At 66.5% G+C, this 16,632-nt stretch carries 22 protein-coding genes; 14 read left to right on the forward strand and 8 right to left on the reverse strand.

The genetic code is table 11. The features are described from left to right. Nucleotides 1–203 precede the first annotated feature (203 nt). The gene (locus tag KF783_RS13685; RefSeq protein ID WP_294080233.1) at nucleotides 204–1,580 is read left to right on the forward strand and encodes a tetratricopeptide repeat protein; all 1,377 of its coding nucleotides are present in this window, start codon (nucleotides 204–206) and stop codon (nucleotides 1,578–1,580) included. Nucleotides 1,581–1,584: 4 nt separating this feature from the next. On the opposite strand, the gene KF783_RS13690 is transcribed toward KF783_RS13685, so the two are convergent. From KF783_RS13690 to serS, 4 genes are read right to left on the reverse strand one after another with little or no spacing between them, the layout of a single operon-like run. Beyond that, the gene (locus tag KF783_RS13690; protein ID WP_294080234.1) at nucleotides 1,585–2,607 is read right to left on the reverse strand and encodes a potassium channel family protein; all 1,023 of its coding nucleotides are present in this window, start codon (nucleotides 2,605–2,607) and stop codon (nucleotides 1,585–1,587) included. Beyond that, nucleotides 2,607–3,671 (reverse strand): M23 family metallopeptidase, encoded by a 1,065-nt coding sequence (locus tag KF783_RS13695; RefSeq protein WP_294080237.1) that lies wholly within the window; start codon nucleotides 3,669–3,671, stop codon nucleotides 2,607–2,609. Before KF783_RS13695 ends, KF783_RS13690 begins: the two co-directional genes overlap by 1 nt. A 13-nt stretch (nucleotides 3,672–3,684) precedes the next feature. Then, nucleotides 3,685–4,449, reverse strand: coding sequence for a 5'/3'-nucleotidase SurE (gene surE / locus KF783_RS13700; protein ID WP_294080239.1), 765 nt, complete (start codon nucleotides 4,447–4,449; stop codon nucleotides 3,685–3,687). Then, complete coding sequence (serS, locus tag KF783_RS13705; RefSeq protein ID WP_294080241.1) at nucleotides 4,446–5,723, reverse strand: serine--tRNA ligase; 1,278 nt, start codon at nucleotides 5,721–5,723, stop codon at nucleotides 4,446–4,448. Before serS ends, surE begins: the two co-directional genes overlap by 4 nt. Nucleotides 5,724–5,811: 88 nt before the next feature. Here serS and KF783_RS13710 point away from each other — a divergent pair, with 88 nt between their 5' ends. From KF783_RS13710 to KF783_RS13730, 5 genes are all read left to right on the forward strand, one after another. Next, on the forward strand, nucleotides 5,812–6,255 hold the full coding sequence (locus tag KF783_RS13710) for a host attachment family protein (RefSeq protein WP_294080243.1): 444 nt from the start codon (nucleotides 5,812–5,814) through the stop codon (nucleotides 6,253–6,255). Nucleotides 6,256–6,350: 95 nt separating this feature from the next. After that, nucleotides 6,351–7,439: a hypothetical protein gene (locus tag KF783_RS13715; protein WP_294080245.1), complete on the forward strand. Its 1,089-nt coding sequence runs from the start codon at nucleotides 6,351–6,353 to the stop codon at nucleotides 7,437–7,439. Nucleotides 7,440–7,501: 62 nt separating this feature from the next. Continuing rightward, nucleotides 7,502–7,930, forward strand: coding sequence for a hypothetical protein (locus tag KF783_RS13720; protein WP_294080247.1), 429 nt, complete (start codon nucleotides 7,502–7,504; stop codon nucleotides 7,928–7,930). Nucleotides 7,931–8,130: 200 nt separating this feature from the next. Next, nucleotides 8,131–8,589, forward strand: coding sequence for an RNA polymerase-binding protein DksA (gene dksA / locus KF783_RS13725; RefSeq protein WP_294080249.1), 459 nt, complete (start codon nucleotides 8,131–8,133; stop codon nucleotides 8,587–8,589). 91 nt (nucleotides 8,590–8,680) lie between these two features. After that, nucleotides 8,681–9,052, forward strand: a complete 372-nt coding sequence (locus KF783_RS13730; RefSeq protein ID WP_294080251.1) for a PilZ domain-containing protein — start codon at nucleotides 8,681–8,683, stop codon at nucleotides 9,050–9,052. Nucleotides 9,053–9,189: 137 nt separating this feature from the next. On the opposite strand, the gene KF783_RS13735 is transcribed toward KF783_RS13730, so the two are convergent. Continuing rightward, nucleotides 9,190–9,345: a YdcH family protein gene (locus tag KF783_RS13735; RefSeq protein WP_294080254.1), complete on the reverse strand. Its 156-nt coding sequence runs from the start codon at nucleotides 9,343–9,345 to the stop codon at nucleotides 9,190–9,192. 139 nt (nucleotides 9,346–9,484) lie between these two features. Between KF783_RS13735 and KF783_RS13740 the strand changes: the two genes are divergently transcribed. Further along, on the forward strand, nucleotides 9,485–9,682 hold the full coding sequence (locus KF783_RS13740; RefSeq protein ID WP_294080332.1) for a DUF465 domain-containing protein: 198 nt from the start codon (nucleotides 9,485–9,487) through the stop codon (nucleotides 9,680–9,682). Nucleotides 9,683–9,754: 72 nt separating this feature from the next. Next, nucleotides 9,755–10,240: a DUF1465 family protein gene (locus tag KF783_RS13745; protein ID WP_294080256.1), complete on the forward strand. Its 486-nt coding sequence runs from the start codon at nucleotides 9,755–9,757 to the stop codon at nucleotides 10,238–10,240. Between the two features lie 4 nt (nucleotides 10,241–10,244). On the opposite strand, the gene KF783_RS13750 is transcribed toward KF783_RS13745, so the two are convergent. Both KF783_RS13750 and KF783_RS13755 read right to left on the reverse strand, forming a co-directional pair. After that, nucleotides 10,245–11,228: a nitronate monooxygenase family protein gene (locus KF783_RS13750; RefSeq protein WP_294080258.1), complete on the reverse strand. Its 984-nt coding sequence runs from the start codon at nucleotides 11,226–11,228 to the stop codon at nucleotides 10,245–10,247. 41 nt (nucleotides 11,229–11,269) lie between these two features. Beyond that, nucleotides 11,270–11,794: a gamma carbonic anhydrase family protein gene (locus tag KF783_RS13755; RefSeq protein ID WP_294080261.1), complete on the reverse strand. Its 525-nt coding sequence runs from the start codon at nucleotides 11,792–11,794 to the stop codon at nucleotides 11,270–11,272. Between the two features lie 117 nt (nucleotides 11,795–11,911). Between KF783_RS13755 and KF783_RS13760 the strand changes: the two genes are divergently transcribed. Beyond that, nucleotides 11,912–12,181, forward strand: coding sequence for a GlsB/YeaQ/YmgE family stress response membrane protein (locus KF783_RS13760; RefSeq protein ID WP_294080335.1), 270 nt, complete (start codon nucleotides 11,912–11,914; stop codon nucleotides 12,179–12,181). A gap of 62 nt (nucleotides 12,182–12,243) precedes the next feature. Here KF783_RS13760 and KF783_RS13765 read toward each other — a convergent pair whose 3' ends face one another. Next, nucleotides 12,244–12,465 carry a hypothetical protein gene (locus KF783_RS13765; RefSeq protein WP_294080262.1) on the reverse strand — a complete coding sequence of 74 codons (222 nt, stop codon included), beginning with the start codon at nucleotides 12,463–12,465 and terminating at the stop codon, nucleotides 12,244–12,246. A 201-nt stretch (nucleotides 12,466–12,666) separates the two neighbouring features. Here KF783_RS13765 and KF783_RS13770 point away from each other — a divergent pair, with 201 nt between their 5' ends. The 5 genes from KF783_RS13770 (at nucleotide 12,667) to KF783_RS13790 (ending at nucleotide 16,623) form a co-directional block, all read left to right on the forward strand. Continuing rightward, the gene (locus KF783_RS13770; RefSeq protein WP_294080263.1) at nucleotides 12,667–13,383 is read left to right on the forward strand and encodes a CoA transferase subunit A; all 717 of its coding nucleotides are present in this window, start codon (nucleotides 12,667–12,669) and stop codon (nucleotides 13,381–13,383) included. Further along, the gene (locus KF783_RS13775) at nucleotides 13,380–14,360 is read left to right on the forward strand and encodes an HAD family acid phosphatase (protein ID WP_294080264.1); all 981 of its coding nucleotides are present in this window, start codon (nucleotides 13,380–13,382) and stop codon (nucleotides 14,358–14,360) included. Before KF783_RS13770 ends, KF783_RS13775 begins: the two co-directional genes overlap by 4 nt. 7 nt (nucleotides 14,361–14,367) lie before the next feature. Continuing rightward, the gene (locus tag KF783_RS13780; protein WP_294080266.1) at nucleotides 14,368–15,015 is read left to right on the forward strand and encodes a CoA transferase subunit B; all 648 of its coding nucleotides are present in this window, start codon (nucleotides 14,368–14,370) and stop codon (nucleotides 15,013–15,015) included. Between the two features lie 63 nt (nucleotides 15,016–15,078). Continuing rightward, nucleotides 15,079–15,906: a c-type cytochrome gene (locus KF783_RS13785; RefSeq protein WP_294080268.1), complete on the forward strand. Its 828-nt coding sequence runs from the start codon at nucleotides 15,079–15,081 to the stop codon at nucleotides 15,904–15,906. Between the two features lie 30 nt (nucleotides 15,907–15,936). Continuing rightward, entirely contained in the window at nucleotides 15,937–16,623 is a 687-nt protein-coding gene (locus tag KF783_RS13790; protein WP_294080270.1) for a ferritin-like domain-containing protein, read from the forward strand. Nucleotides 16,624–16,632: the final 9 nt, after the last annotated feature.

Genomic DNA, 16,632 nt, shown 5'->3' on the forward strand with positions numbered 1-16,632 from the left:
CAAAAAGATAGGGGCGGGGGCGGCGGCGGTTGACATGGGTGTCCCGCGCGCGCGGCTTCGCGTGCGACGGGGCGGACCGTCACTGACTGTTTTGCCGTTTCGCGACAGCTGATAGGATCGCGCGCGGAAGGGGTCATGCCATGCACGCAGGGAGAGCCGGCACCACGCGCACCGGTCATCGTTCCGGGGTCAGGAGGCGCGTGGTGCGCGCAATCGCGATCGGGTGCGTGCTCGGCACGGCAGGAACCGCCGTCGCACAGACATCGACCCGGATCCCGGTCCCGCCCGAAGGCGAAGCGGCATTCGCGAAGCGCGACTATGGCGCGGCGGCGCAGGCCATCATCCCGGTGTTCGAAAAGTGCGTACAGGATCAGCCACAGGGCGATGCCTGTGCCGATCTGGCCGCTGCGAGCGCGGTGCTGGTCGCGACCGCCGGGAATGCGAAGGTCGAGAACATCATCCTGCGCGCGCTCGACTATGTCGATACCCATGTCGGGCGCGACAGCACGGATGCGCTGGGCATCTTGGGCGCGTTGACCAGCTATTACGACCGTCTGCTCGACATGAAGAAGTTCGAGCCTGTTGCGGAGCGCCGGCTGGCGCTCGCGCGAAAGCTGTCGGGTCCGACCTCGCGCACTGCGGTGATCGCCGCCGTGTCGCTGTGCATCGCGCAATGGAATTTGGGCAAGGGGCAGGCGGCGGTGGACATGCTGACGCCGCTGATGGGGAAACTGCCCGAGACGACGCGGGATGAACAGGTGCTGGCGGGGCGCGTCTATGATTGTGCCGGAACCGCCTATTACACGATGGACAAGCATCGCGAGGCCGAGGCGCCGTTTCGCAAGGCGGTGGCGCTGTACGAGAAAGCGGCGGGCGAAGCCGACGAGCTGACGCTGGGCGCGATGGCGAGCCTGGCGAATACGCTGCGCCGGCTGGGCCGTGAGGGAGAGGCGCGCGCGGTCGCGGTGCGGGTGAGCGGACTGGCGAAATCCGGATCGCCTGCGCTCAAGCGGGTCGATTGGGCGGGCGCGGCTGCGGCCGATCCGGTGGAGGCCGCGCGCGTCGAGCTGGCGACCACCGAGAAGACCTATGGCGCGAAATCGCCGCTGACCGATATGGCCGCGGCGCACTATGGCATCGCGCTGATCGACGCGGGCAAGCTGACCGAGGCGCAGCCCTATCTGGCCCGGCTGGAGGCGGCGGCGGCCAATCCCGCGAATCCGGCATCCGTGCGGATCAAGCTGATGCTGGGACATATCACGCTGTTGATAACGCAGGATCAGGGGCGGTTCGATCGCGCGGTGCCGATCATCGAGCGGCTGGTCGCGCTGGCAAAGCAGAGCGGGGCGGGCAGCGAGAAGATGCTGATCGACTTCCAGATGTACGCCGGGACGTCGCTGTTGCTGTCCGGCAAGGCGGCGCGCGCCTATCCGTTTCTGAGCGACGCGGGCGACCGGCTGCTCGCGCGGATCGCCAGCTATCGCGATTTCGACGCCGCCGCGCAGAAGGAGACGCGCGAATATGCGCCGATCTTCAAGTTCAAGGTGACGACCGCCTGGGTGCTGGCGCGCCAGCGCTGACCGGTCAGGCGATCGCCTGACCCTTTGGCACGATTTCGACGATGACGTCGTTCGCGGCGAGCGCCTGCGCCTCAGGCTCGGCGAAGCTGTGCGGGGTGCCGGCGCGGTAGATGCGGACCCCCAGCCCGGTCGCGATCGCGGTCAGCGGCCGGCCGATTTCGTCGGGGCGCACCGCCCGCTCGGTCAGTTGCACGCGGCCGTCAAAGCTGGCGAGATCCATCATATAGTCGGCGATGTGCCGGCCAGAGCAGGAGCTGGCGAGCAACAGGCCGGCGAAGCTGACCGGATTGATGACCGTGGTCGCCCCGGCGGCGCGGGCGGGCAGTTCGTTATCCTGTGCCTTGACCACCACGCTGATCGACAGATCGGGGGCGAGGTGGCGGCCGGTGAGGGTGATGAGGATCGAGGTGTCGTCGCGCCCGGCGGCGGCGATCAACGTGCGGGCGCGACCGATCTTCACGTCCATCAGCGTCGCATCGCGCGTCGCGTCGGCAAGCAGGATGTTGCACCCCCGGTCGCGCGCATTGTCGAGCCGGGCCTGATCGCAATCGATCACCACGATATCGGCCGGATCGATGCCGCGCGCGATCAGTTCGGAAACCGCGTCGGAGCCGGTCTGGCCATAGCCGGCGACGACGATGTGATTGTGCAGATCGCGTTGGATGCGGGCCATGCGCCATTTTTCCCAGGTTCGTTTGAGGACGAAATTATAGGCGGTGCCGAGGAACAACAGCACCACGAAGACGCGGATCGGGCTGACCACCAGCGCGTCGAACAGCCGCGCGCGTTCGGTCACCGGGGCGATGTCGCCATAGCCGGTGGTGGTGATCGAGATCATCGTGAAATAGATGATGTCGATGAAGCTGACATGGCCGTCGTAATTGTCGCGCAGGCCATCACGATCGAACCAGTGAACACCGATCGCCAGACCCACAAGTGCCAGCACGCCGGCGACGCGCCAGCCGATCGACAGCCAGACCGGCAGGCCGGACTTGCGCTTGAGCGTCGCGTGGGGCGTATCGCGCATCAGGGGCGGGCCGGAAGCCTTGTCAACGGATCGACGGGGGTACGCCCCTGCCGCATTTCGAAATGAAGTTCGGGACGGTTCGTTCCCGAATCGCCGGACAGGGCGATCATCTGTCCGCGCTTCACCGACTGGCCGCGCTGGACGAGCAGCTGGCCGGCATGGCCATAGACGGTGGTCCAGCCGCTGCCATGCTGAATGATGACGAGGCCGCCGAGCGAGGGAATTTCGCTGCCGACATAGGCGACGGTGCCGTCGGCGGCGGCAAGGATCGGGGTGTCGAGCGGCACCGCGATCTTGATCCCGTCGCTGCGTTCGCCGCTGGCGACCGGGCCGAATTTGCGGATCACCTCGCCGCGGACCGGCCACTGGAAGCCGCCGGTCAGCGTGGTGGGCGGCGCGACCGCGGCGGTCGAGGGGAGCACCCGGGCCGAAGATGCGGTGGGCCTGGTCGGGCGGGCGCGCTCGGCGATGGCCGGTTGGCCGCCGGTGACGATGTCGTCAATGTCGAGCCGGAAGGCGGCGGCGCGTTCCTCGATCGTCATCGGACGGGCGTCGCCCGGGATCAGGATGCGCTGGCCGACGCGCAGGATATAGGGTTCGGCAAGGTCGTTTTCGGTCACCACCCGGCCCCAGTCGACGCCATAGGCGCGAGCGATGGCGATGCCCGTCTCTCCCGCGCGGACAAGGTGATAGCGGCCGCCGGGGATCGTCAGCCGCTGACCGATCTGGATGACATAGGGCGGGGCGAGGCCGTTGGCGCGTGCGATCGCTTCCGATCCGGCACCGGTCTTGTTCGCGATGCCGCGCAGCGTGTCGCCGCGCTCGACGATATAGGTCGATCCGGGGATGGTCCGCGCGTCGGCGGTGACCGGGCGGGCCTCCCATGCGGGGGGCGGGGCCGGCAGCGCGGCGACATCATCACGCCGGGGCGCCGCAGTGGGGTCGCCGGTATAGACGGTGCGCGGGCGCGTGGGCGGACCCGCGCCCGGCGGAATGCACCCCCCCAGCAGGGTCAACGCCGCGAAGGCGCCGCCGACCGCGATCCGCTTGTGTTTCTCCCGCATGCCTCCCCCGGCATCAACCATAGGTGCGCGCGAGCATATCAAGCGATTCGCGATGCGTCAGGTCCAGATGCAGCGGGGTGACGGTGATGTAGCCCGCCTCGATCGCCTCAAGGTCGGTGTCCGCGACCGGGGTATGCGGCACGCGGCCGAGACCGAACCAGTAATAATCGAAGCCGCGCGGATCGGTGCGCCGGTCCAGCTTCAGCCGTCCATAATCGCGCAACCCCTGGCCGACCGCGCGGATGCCCCGGACCTGATCGGCAGGCAGCGGCGGGAAATTGACGTTCATCAGCGTGCGCGGCGCCCAGTCGGCAGCGATCAACGGGCGCAGCACGCGTTCGCCCCATTGTTCGGCGGCGTCGAAACTGACCCGCTCGCCCGGCGCGGACAGCGCGTAACGCTGGCTGAGCGCGACCGAGCGGATGCCGGCCAGCGCGCCCTCCATCGCGGCGGAGACGGTGCCGGAATAGCTGACATCCTCGCCCAGATTGGCGCCGCGATTGACGCCGGAGAGGATGAGGTCGGGCGGCGCGTCCTTCATGATCTCCGCCAGTGCCATCATCACCGCATCGGTGGGGGTGCCGGTGACCGCGAAGCGGCGCTCGCCGAAGCGGCGCAGGCGCACCGGCTCGGTGAGGCTGAGCGAGCGCCCCTTGCCCGACTGTTCCTCGAGCGGGGCGACGACGGTGATGTCGTCGGAGAGCGTGCGGGCAAGGCGTTCGAGCACCTCAAGCCCGCGGGCGTGGACGCCGTCGTCGTTGGTGAGGAGGATCCTCACGCGGCGGGTTCGAGGCGGTCGATGCCGCGCAGATAGGGCTGGAGCGCGGCCGGCACCGCGACCGATCCGTCCGCCTGCTGGTAATTCTCCAGCACCGCCACCAGCGTCCGTCCAACCGCAAGACCGGAGCCGTTGAGCGTGTGGACGAACGCGGGCTTGCCGTCCGCGCCGCGATAGCGGGCGTTCATGCGGCGCGCCTGGAAATCGGTGCAGGTCGAACAGGAGCTGATCTCGCGATAGCGCGCCTGGCCAGGCAGCCACACCTCCAGATCATAGGTGCGTGCGGCGCTGAACCCCATATCGCCGGCGCACAGCAGCATGCGGCGGAAATGCAGGCCGAGCCGGGTGAGGATGTCCTCGGCACAGGCGGTCATCCGCTCATGCTCCGCCTCCGACGCGTCGGGTGTGACGATCGACACCATCTCGACCTTGTCGAACTGGTGCTGGCGGATATAGCCGCGCGTGTCCCGGCCCGCCGCGCCGGCTTCCGACCGGAAGCAGGGGGTGAGCGCGGTGAGGCGGATGGGCAGCGCGTCGGCGGCGAGAATCTGTTCGCGCACGCTGTTGGTCAGGCTGACCTCCGAGGTCGGGATGAGCCAGCGTCCGTCGGTGGTCTGAAAGCTGTCCTCGGCGAATTTGGGTAGCTGGCCGGTGCCGAACATCGCCTCCGAGCGGACGAGGAGCGGAACCCCCGCCTCCTCATACCCATGATCGGCGGTCAGCGTGTCCAGCATGAACTGGCCAAGCGCACGGGCGAGCCGGGCGGCGGGACCGCGCAGAAAGGTGAAGCGCGCGCCCGCGAGCGCCGCGCCGGTTTCGAAATCGAGGCCAAGCGCCGGGCCGAACGCATCATGCTCCTGCGCGTCGAAGGTGAAATGCGGCTTTTCGCCCCGGAAATGGACGAGCAGATTGTCGTCCTCGTCCGCTCCGTCCGGCACGTCGGCGGCGGGAAGATTGGGGATGGCGGCAAGCGCGGCGCGCAGCGCCTCGTCGGCGGAAGCCTGTTCGCCGGTCAGCCGCTCAAGTTCGTCCTTGAGCGCGGCGACCTCGGCCATCAGTGCCTGGGCGCGATCCTCGTCCTTCGTGGCCTTTGCCTGGCCGACCTGTTTGGACAGGTCGTTGCGGCGCGCCTGCGCCTCTTGCTGACGGGTGGTGAGGCCCCGGCGCGCCTCGTCCAGCGCGACCAGATGGGCGGCATGCGGGACGAGGCCGCGACGGGCGAGCGCGGCGTCGAAGGCGGCGGGGTTTTCGCGGATCGTGCGGATATCGTGCATGGGCGCTGGCTATGGCGGGGCGCGAAGTCGTGCGCAACCCGGCGCGGCATGCGCGCGTTCATCCCGTATCAGAAGAAGGAGAGACGCAATGCAGGTTCCGCACAACGCCTTTGTCGTGGTGGCTGACGGCCGCAAGATGCTGTTCCTGAGGAACGAGGGCGATGCGGTGCATCCCAATCTTCAGGTCGAACGCAAGCGCGAGCAGGACAATCCGCCGGACCGCGAACAGGGAACCGACACCCCCGGCCGTTCCTTTTCGAGCGTCGGCCCGGGCCGCAGCGCATATGAGGAGACCGATTTTCACCAGCTGGAAGAAGATCGGTTCGCGGCGGAGACCGCCGACCTGTTGAAGAAACGGGCGTTCGACAATGACTTCGAGAAGCTGATCGTGGTGGCGCCGCCGCGCACGCTGGGCGAACTGCGCAAACATTATCACAAGGAAGTGAGCGACCGGCTGATCGGCGAGATCGACAAGACCCTGACCGGCCACCCCATCGTGGATATCGAAAAGGTGCTGATCGACGCCGAATGACCGGCGGATGGTGCGGGCGGGACGGCAGCGCCGACCCGCCCGGAATCATCGGATATCAGCCGGCGGCCTTTGCCGCCTTGCGGTTCTGAAAGCGCTTGCGCACCACCAGCGCCGCTGCGGCCGCGCCGAACAGCAGAACCATCGGCGGCGCGGGGACCGGCTCCGGACCGCCCGGCGTATCGCCACCCGAGCTGCTCGAGCTGGATGAGGACGAGCTGCTGCTCGACGAGGTCGAGGTGCTCCACCCGCTCGACGTGCTCCACCCGCTGGAGTTGGACGAGGACACGTCGCCCGACGAACTGGCCGAGGTCGAGGACGACACGTCGCCCGACGACGAAGCCGATGTCGAGGAAGAGGACGAAACATCGCCCGATGAGCTGGCGGAGGTCGAGGACGACACGTCGCCCGACGAACTGGCCGAACTGCTGACATCGCCCGAGGACGAGGCCGAGCTGGACACATTGCCGCTCGAGGACGAGGACACGTCGCCCGACGAGCCGCCCGACGCCGAAGAGACATTACCCGAGGACCCGCCCGCCGAGGTGGACGAGGACGATCCCCCGCTGCCGCCGCTGGCGGACGAGACGTTGCCGCTCGACCCGCCGCTGCCGCCCGCCGACGTCGAGCTGGACGAGGCGCCGGACGAGGTCGAGGAGGACGATCCGCCGGTCGAGGACGAGACGTCGCCCGACGAGGTCGAACTGACGCTGCCGCTGGAGGTCGAGGACCCGCCGGTGGAAGAGCCGCCGGTCGACGAGGTCGATGATACGCTGCCGCTGGACGACCCGCCGGTCGAGGTCGAGGAGCCACCGGTGGAGGTCGAGGACCCGCCGGTCGAGGTCGAGGTGCTGCCCGACGAGATGTTGATGTCGATATTGATGCCGCTGCTGCCGTTGCTGCTGCTGGTCGTGCTGCCGTTGCTGCTGCTCGACGTGCTGCTGCTGGTCGAGGAGGCTGAGCTGCCGTTGCTGCTGCTTCCGCTGGTGCCGCTGCTGGTGCTGGTGGTCGATGAGATCACGATGCCGCCGCTGCCGCCGCCGCCCGAACCGCCGAAGAAGCCGCCCGCGAAGAAGCCGCCGGCAAAGCCGCCGCCGCCACCACCAACCACGCCCGCCGCAGCGGCCGCACCGCCGCCGCCGCCACCACCGCCGCCGGCGATCGGCATTTCGCCGCTGGAGCCGTAGACGGGCGGGGGCAGGGGAATGGGAGCGCCCTGTGAGGTGAGGGTCAGCACCTGGGGCTGGCATTGCGCGGTCGTCGTCACCGTGCGGCGAACGACACGACGCGCGCCGCCGGCCTTCTTGATGCTGCGTCGCGCGACGACGCGTTTTTTCGCAACCGATTGAGACTGGACCTGCGCACGTTCGGCGCGGGTCTCTGCGACATGCACCGCGCCGCCGCCGATAACGGCGCCGCCGCATGCGCAAGCGCAAAGTTTTGCCAATGCCATCCGAACCGACATGTTCTACTCTCTCGCCTTGCTGGACGCGCCCCGAAGTTGCCGATGCAACAATCCTTGTGCGTCCAATGCGGCAAAAGTGCAGAAGAAAACATTAAGTTCAACGACATTAACTATTATTCGAACGGCCATCGCTCGATTTTAATGATCATGCCGGCGTTATGCATGGTTAATGTATCAAAAAGGAACGAAGGTGGCGTTAATGTTGAGAGTTGATTAAGAAATGTGGTTAATATGAACCCAACATTGTTGCGCGCTTAAGCGACGGGCAATTTCCCCCGTGCCATGAACGGCTTGCCGCTGGGCGCTATGCGATTCGCCTGCTTGTGATGTGGGCGGCCCGCTCCTATAGCGCCCGCGGGCAAAGGGCGGATTCCGATCGGCTTCGCTATCGGACTTCCGGTGTGGAGAGTGGCATGGCAACCGTTTACGAACAGCAGGACGAGCCGGAGCGTCGCGCCGCGAACGATCTTCCCGATGGCTATCGGCCCAGCGCTGACGAGCCATTCATGAATGCACGCCAGCTTCAGTATTTTCGCGAAAAGCTGTTGGCCTGGAAGGACGCGATCCATCGCGAGGCGGCGGGGACGCTCAACCAGCTGCAAACCGACTCCCTGCGCGAGGCAGACCTGACCGATCGCGCATCGTCGGAGACCGACTGGTCGATCGAACTGCGCACGCGCGACCGCCAGCGCAAGCTGATCGCGAAGATCGACGCCGCGCTGCGTCGGATCGACGATGGCGAATATGGCTATTGCGAAGTGAGCGGTGAGCCGATCAGCCTCGGCCGCCTGGAGGCGCGCCCGATCGCCACGATGACCGTCGAGGCGCAGGAACGCCATGAGCGGAACGAAAAGGTTTCTCGCGAGGAATGATCCGCGCCGGCGCGAACCCGACCGCCGGTTAACAATTTCCATACCCATTTCTGGTCTAGTCCTGCGCACGTACAAACTGCACGAGCGGCAGATGGACCAGTTTTCGACCGATCCCTTTCACCACGCCCCGAGCGATGATCCCGCGAGCCAGCGTGGCACCGCACGGGACAGCCTGTTGCTGGCGGCGATGCTGAAAGTGGCGGGCGGCGAGGCGGTACAGGTGCGGGTGCGCAATCTGTCCGCCGGCGGACTGATGGCCGAATATGCCGAACGCGTCGAAATCGGAACACCGGTCCAGGTGGATGTACGCGGCGTTGGATGGGTGGACGGGCGCATCGCCTGGGCCACCGACGGCCGCATCGGCATCGCATTCGATCACGACATCGACCCGATGGCCGCGCGCAAGCCGGTGACGACGAAGCCTGCCTCGCTGGAGAAGCCGCCGGTGCGCCGGCCGATCTGACGCCGCGATCGGCGCTGCTGGACGTGGAACTTCCGGAGGGGGAATTGCCGGAGGGAGAATTGGCCGGCTGAAATCCAATTGGTGGTAAGGTGCGGGAGCGACCCCGGCGCATGGCCGGGGCGGCTCCCTGTCGCGCGTCAGCTGAGCGCGATCTCTTCCTTCACTCTGAGCTTCTGGCGCTTCAGATCGGCGATAATCATCTGGTCGGGCAATGGCCGCTGCGACTCTGCCGTGATCTTGCGATCGAGGCTCGCATGCTTGGTCTCCAGTGCCGAGAGATGCGCGTTCTGCATGGAAGCAATCCTCCTGCTCGTAGTTGGGGGAATAAGGAGTAGATCATGATTCGGATCGCTTGTCGCCCCTTGCGAATCGCCTGTTCGACGGGGCAACGGGATAATGCGACGGGTCGAGTCCGGGTTTTGGGGGCGTATGGTGGACGAAAGCGAGATACAGCGCCGGCTGGAACTGCTGCGGATCGAGCATCGCGACCTCGACGCGGCGATCGATGCGCTGTCGATGTCCGGCACGCCCGACCAGCTCCAGATCGCCCGGCTGAAGAAGCGCAAGCTGAGGCTGCGTGACGAAATCGCCGCGCTGGAGGACGAACTGATCCCCGATATCATCGCCTGACCCCCGGCGCAGCCGCGCCCCGCTTTGAGACAAGGCCGTGCGCGAAAAGCCTGTTTCGTTAATGTGACGTTTATGTCAGCGTTCACGACCATGATGGGGGAAGGACAGACGGCGCGGATCCACCGCAGGCTGATCGATTCGCTTTATACCGAATCGATGCTGCTGGCGGACGAGGCGCGCGGCTATTTCGACGAGGTCGGACGCGACGAGCGCGACCTGCTCGACGCAATGTCTCGCGTCGTGTTTTCGTGCGAATCCTTGAAGGTGACGACGCGGCTGATGCACGTCATCGCCTGGCTGTTGACGCAGCGCGCGGTCGATGCCGGCGAACTGCCGCCGCGCGATGCGCTCGATCCCTCGCGCCGGTTGGGCGCGGCGCCGGAAACGGAGCGCGATGCGTTCGATTCGATGCCGTTGGCGGCGCAGGGGCTGATCGCCGCAAGCATCGACCTGCATCGCCGTGTGGCGCGGCTGGACGCGGCGCAGGAGGTGCCGGTGGCGACGACCGCGGGAAGTCCGGCGCGGATGATGCTCGATCGGCTCGCCCACGCCTTTTGACAGGTCAGGCGCTCCAGCCCCCCGCCGGCAGGCCGCCGACTTTCAGCCGGGCAGCGCGATATTCGGCGTCCAGACGATCGATAAAGGCGCCGGCGGGTTCGATCGCGCGCACCGCGCCGATCCCCTGGCCCGATCCCCAGATGTCGCGCCACGCCTTTGCCTTCTGATTGCCGCCCGATCCGAAATTCATCTTGCTGGGGTCGCTGACCGGGAGCGCGTCGGGATCGAGCCCCGCCGCCTCGATCGACGCGCGCAGATAGTTGCCATGCACCCCGGTGAACAGGTTGGTATAGACGATGTCGGACGCGCCGCCGGCGACGATGCCCTGTTTGTAATCGGTCTCCGCATTCGCCTCTGCGGCGGCGATGAAGGGCGAACCGATATAGGCCAGGTCCGCGCCCATCGCCTGGGCGGCGAGGATCGCGCCGCCGTTGGCGATCGATCCCGACAGGATGATCGGTCCATCGAACCAGGCGCGGGTCTCCTGCACAAAGGCGAAGGGGCTGAGCGTGCCGGCATGACCGCCGGCCCCGGCGCAGACGAGGATCAGGCCATCCGCCCCCTTTTCCACCGCCTTGTGCGCGAAGCGATCGTTGATGACGTCGTGCAGCGTGATCCCGCCCCAGCCATGCACCGCCTGGTTCACCGCCTCTTGCGCGCCGAGCGAGGTGATGACGATCGGCACCTGCCATTTGGCGCAGGTTTCCAGATCCTGTTCCAGCCGGTCGTTGGAGCGGTGAACGATCTGATTGACCGCGAACGGCGCGGCGGGGCGTCCGGGATTGTCGCGGTTCCACGCCGCCAGTTCCTCGGTGATGCGGTGCAGCCATTCGTCAAGCTGGCTCTGCGGCCGGGCGTTCAGCGCGGGGAACGATCCGACGATCCCCGCCTTGCATTGCGCGATGACGAGATCCGGGCCGGAGACGATGAAGAGCGGCGAGCCGATGACCGGCAGGCGCAGACGATCGAAAAGCGGGGGCAGGGCCATTCCCGTTTCATAACCGAACTGAATTACGTGTCCAGCCGATGTCAGTCGATCCGGCGCAGCCCCGCGCGGAACCGTCGTTGTCGATCGGCATAACTCTGCGCGGACAGGAGCAGGCCGGCGCGGGTGGTGGCGTCGAGTTCGCGGATTGCGCGGGCGGGGCTGCCGACGATCAGGCTTCCGGGCGGAAAGCTCTTGCCCTCGGTCACCAGGGCGCCTGCGCCGATCAGGCAATCGTCCCCGATCGTCGCGCGATTGAGAATGATCGCGCCGATCCCCACCAGTACGCGGTCGCCGATCGTGCAGCCATGGACGGTCGCGTGATGGCCGATCGTGCAGTCCTGACCGATCGTCAGCGGCGCGCCGGGGTCCGAATGGAGCATCGCCCCTTCCTGCACATTGCTGCGCGCGCCGACGATGATCGGCGTGTTGTCCGCCCGGATCACCGCGCCGAACCAGACGCTGGCCCCGGCCGCCAGCCGCGCGTCGCCGATGACGTCCGCGCTCGGCGCTATCCATGCGTCTGGATCGATATCGGGGATCGCGTTTTCAAAGGCATAGCGTGGCATGGTGTCGCTCCTGATTGCGCGGATCGTTTCGGACCGCTGGTGGAACGTCCCGCGCGTTCGACCGTATATCCTCATGACTCGGAAATTGCCGAGCCGGAATACGGGAGACGGCAAATGATCAATCTACTCATCCTGCTGGTGGTCGGCGGCGTGCTTGGCTGGCTGGCGAGCATCGTGATGCGCACCGACGCGCAACAGGGACTGTTCCTGAATGTCGTGGTCGGGATCGTCGGCGCGTTGCTGGCCGGCCTGCTTATCACCCCGCTGATCGGTGGCGGCACGATTACCGACGGATCGTTCAGCGCGACGTCGCTGCTGATCTCGTTCCTTGGCGCGGTCGTCCTGCTGGCGATCGTCAACATGGTTCGCCGTGGCTCGATGCGCTGAGCCTGACGACAACGAAAAAAGGGCGGCTTTGGCCGCCCTTTTCATATGCGCGGATACCGTATTCAGCCGATGCCGGCGGGCAGGTCGGGAAGCTGAACCCCCATCGCCAGCGCGATCGCCATCGCGGCGAACAGCACTGCCAAGGTGGACGACATCGAAAACAGGCCCCAGCCGACCGCGGTCACCATCGTCGGATTGGGTCGGGCCAGCCGGCGATTATGTTCTGCCGAAAGCAGCACGAACATGGACAGCAGTCCGTAGATGAACACGGAAAATTCAATCATCGTCGATCCCCGCCCCCGGAAAACAGGGCCATGCTATCGGCGATAGGTTAACGCTTCAATCCACCGGCGCCTCCGTTCGCCGCATTGCGAAAGGAGTTTGCCGCGTTGCAGCGCGAACTTGAATGGCCATTCAGGTTTGCTTGACCGCAACCATCGACACCGCTTATCCGGCCCGGGCGACCCGAGGAGAGAATCGCGGCGATGAAAAAACTCTATCCCGATGCGGCGGCGGCGCTGGACGGCCTGTTGTTTGATGGCATGACGATCTGCGCGGGCGGCTTTGGCCTGTGTGGCATTCCGGAACGGTTGATCGATGCGATCCGCGATGCGGGAGTCAGGGATCTGACCATCGCGAGCAACAATGCCGGCATCGACGGCGAGGGGCTGGGCAAGCTGCTGCGCACCCGTCAGGTCAAAAAGATGATCTCCTCCTATGTCGGCGAGAACAAGGAGTTCGAGCGTCAGTATCTGGCCGGGGAACTGGAGGTCGAATTCTGTCCCCAGGGGACGCTGGCCGAGCGGTGCCGCGCGGGCGGAGCCGGGATACCCGGTTTCTATACCAAGACCGGCGTCGGCACGAAGGTGGCAGAGGGCAAGGAGATCAAGAATTTCGACGGACAGGATTATATCCTGGAGCGCGGAATCCGGGCCGACCTGTCGATCATCAAGGGGTGGAAGGCGGACGAGGCAGGCAATCTGATCTTTCGCAAGACCGCGCGCAATTTCAACCAGCCGATGGCGACGGCGAGCAGTCTGTGCGTTGCCGAGGTGGAGGAAGTGGTCCCCGTCGGCACGCTCGATCCCGATGCGGTGCATTTGCCGGGCATCTATGTGAAGCGCATGATCGTCGGTGCGCCCTATGACAAGAAGATCGAATTCCGCACGGTGCGCGCGCGGGAAGGCGCCGACGCGGCGTGAAACGCGTCCGCGCCGCGATCGCGTTGGCGCTCCTGCCCGTAATGGCCGGCGGCTGCATCGCTGCGGCGATCCCGATCGCCGCGAGCGGCGTGATCGCGCGCGAAAAGCTGAAGGGGCGCGGCGAAGCGCCGGTTTCGCGAAAGGCGCGGAAGCCACGCAAGGCGAAGGCCGAAGCACGGGTCACGACGCCCACGCCGGCATCCGGCCCCGGAGCGTCGCCAGTCGCGCCTCCGCCACGGGCGACGATGCCCGAAGTGACCGGGATGACCGTCACCACGCTCAAGGAATTGCCGCGGCCCGATGGTGAGGCGGCAGCGTCCAGCCTACAGGGTTATCAGGCGCTGTGGAACTATCTGTCGGCCAAGGCTGCTGCGCGATCGAAGGGGAGCGCGCTTCGCTCGGTGGTCCTCGGCCCGTCGGCGACGCTGGCCGCGCCTGCCTTTGAACCGTGTGGGTCGAAGCCGCTGGCGGTCCTGTTCGACCTGGACGAGAATGACGAGAGCGCCGGCGATCCCGATGCGCGATTCCGGCGCTGGCGCGGCGATGGCAGCGATCTGGTCGTTGCCGTCCCCGGGGCGGTGGACGGCGTGCAGGCGGCCCGGCGCGAAGGCGTGACGCCGATATTCACCAGCGCGCGGGCCGCGTCCGGCGCGCCGGGCGTTGTCGCACTGCTCGAGCGGCTGGGTTTCGGCACGGCGGAACCGGGGCGGACGTTGATCCTGCGCGGTGGCGCCGATGAGGTTCAGAGCGCAGAGGCGACGCGCCGCGCGGTGGCGTCGCGCTATTGCGTGATCGCGATCGTCGGTGATTCCCTGTCGGAATTCAGTGGGCTGTTCGACGGAGCGGACAGTTCCGCGCGCCGCGGCACCGCCGCCACCGAAACCATGGTCGCCCCCCTGTGGGGAGCAGGCTGGTTCCTGTTGCCCAATCCCATTCGCAGCATCGCCCGGCCCGATGCCGCCCCGCCCAAGGAGTGAGACGAGAATGCCCTGGACCCGTGACGAGATGGCGGCGCGCGCCGCAAAGGAATTGCAGGACGGATTTTACGTCAATCTGGGCATCGGCATCCCCACGCTGGTGGCGAACCATATCCCCGCCGGGGTCGAGGTGACTCTGCAATCGGAAAACGGCATGCTGGGCATCGGTCCCTTTCCCTATGAGGGCGACGAGGATCCCGATCTCATCAACGCGGGAAAGCAGACGATCAGCGAACTGCCGCAATCGGTGTATTTCGGTTCTGAACAGAGCTTTGCGATGATCCGTGGCGGCCATATCGACCTGACCGTGCTGGGCGCGATGGAGATCAGCGAAGGCGGCGACATCGCCAACTGGATGATCCCGGGCAAGATGATCAAGGGGATGGGCGGGGCGATGGACCTGGTCGCCGGCGTCAAGAAGATCATCGTGGTGATGGAACACACGTCCAAGGACGGAAGCCCCAAATTCATTCCCGAATGCTCGCTGCCGCTGACCGGCAAGAATGTCGTCGATATGATCATCACCGATCTGGCGGTGTTCCAGCGACCCGATCATGACTCGCCCTTCCGTCTGATCGAATTGGCCCCCGGGGTGAGCGAGGAAGACGTCGCCGCGAAGACCACCGCCCGGTACGAGGTCGCGGTCGCCGCCTGACACGCTGCCTGACACATGGCGTGAGTTGCGATATACCGGTCCGTCACGGGTGAGGGGGCGGATATGCGGATCGTGCTGAGGCTGCTTGCGGGGATCGTCGGACTGGCGCTGATCGCTGCGCTGGTCGTCTTTGCCGGGTCGGAATGGGTGCTGCGCGCGACCCATGCCGTCGAGGCCAGACCGGTCGCCGCCGACCACCGTCCCCAGGCGATTGCCGAGGGGGCGCGACTGGCGAAGGTGATGGGCTGCACCAGCTGCCACGGACCGGCCGGCCAGGGGCGGGTGATCGTCGATTCGGCGGCGCTCGGCCGGATCGCCACGCCGGCATTCGCGCGGACGGTGACGGATTATTCGGACGCCGAACTGGCGCGTGCCATCCGGCAGGGGGTGCGGCGCGATGGCACCGGCGTGCCGATCATGCCGACCGAGGCGTTTCGCAATCTGGCCGATGAGGATGTCGCGCGGCTGATGGGTTGGATCCGCTCGCTCAGGCCGGGCGCCGGCGATCAGCTGGATCATCCAGGCTATGGCCCGGTCGGCCGGCTGGTGGTGCTGACCGGGGCGTTCCCGCTGGCGGTACAGTCGACCGTCGCCGGACCCGCGAAACGCCCCGCCGATCCCGGCCGGTATCTGGTCGAGACCGCGTGCCTGAGCTGTCATGCCGTGCATGAACCGCGCGAGGCGCATGACGATGGGCGACCGGTCCCCGCGCTGGCCGAGATGGTCCCGGCCTATGACCCTGGGGCGTTCCGCACGCTGCTTGCGACCGGGAAGGGGATGTCCGGACGCGACCTCGGCATGATGAAGATGGCGGCGCGCGATGGCCTTCACGCGTTGACCGACGACGAAATCGAGGCGATCCGGCGCTATCTGGTCGGCGAGGCGCGTTGACCGTGTCGAAAATTTCTATAAGTCACGATAATGATTAAACAAATTCGGCAACGCTATCTCGATCTGCTCGGCTCGATCTATATCTATAACGAGCATCGCGGATATACGAGCATCGACCGCGTGCTAGAGGCGGTTCGGCTTCGCGCGCCGGATGATGTCGCGCTGATCGCCGCGATCGAGAAGCATCGCGCGGACGAGCGCAAACATTATGTGATGTTCAAACGATGGTTCGAACTGCGCGGGCAGATGCCGTTGCGCGTCGATCGCACCTGCGGCCATATCGACCGGTTCGTGGAGATCATGTTCCGTCGCACGATCGACGATCTGGATACCGACGCGATCGTCGCCCGCGACGACCTGTTCGAGCGACTGTGCCGCGTCATCTCGCTGACCGAACAGCGCGGGTTCAAGCAGGTCGAGATCCTGCTGCGGCATCCGCTCGTGCGCCACGATCGGGCGCTGGTCCGCATCTTTGAAGTGATCCATCGCGACGAGCCGAGCCATTGGGCGCCCTATGACGGCTGGTTGAAGGCGCATGGCAAGCGTGATCCGCGCTGGTGGGAGCGCGCGATCGACACCTTCATCCATTCCGAGCTGCTGTTCCTGAAGCTGCCGATCCTGTTCCTCAACCCCTGGTTGCGCCGTCGTGGCGACTGGGCGGACGCGGGGGAGGGCGCCGGGGCCAACGGATCGCCGCAGCAGCCGCTGCCGGCCTGAAGCCCACGG

Source organism: Sphingomonas sp., assembly GCF_019635455.1.
In the GTDB taxonomy this organism is placed as follows: Bacteria; Pseudomonadota; Alphaproteobacteria; order Sphingomonadales; family Sphingomonadaceae; genus Sphingomonas.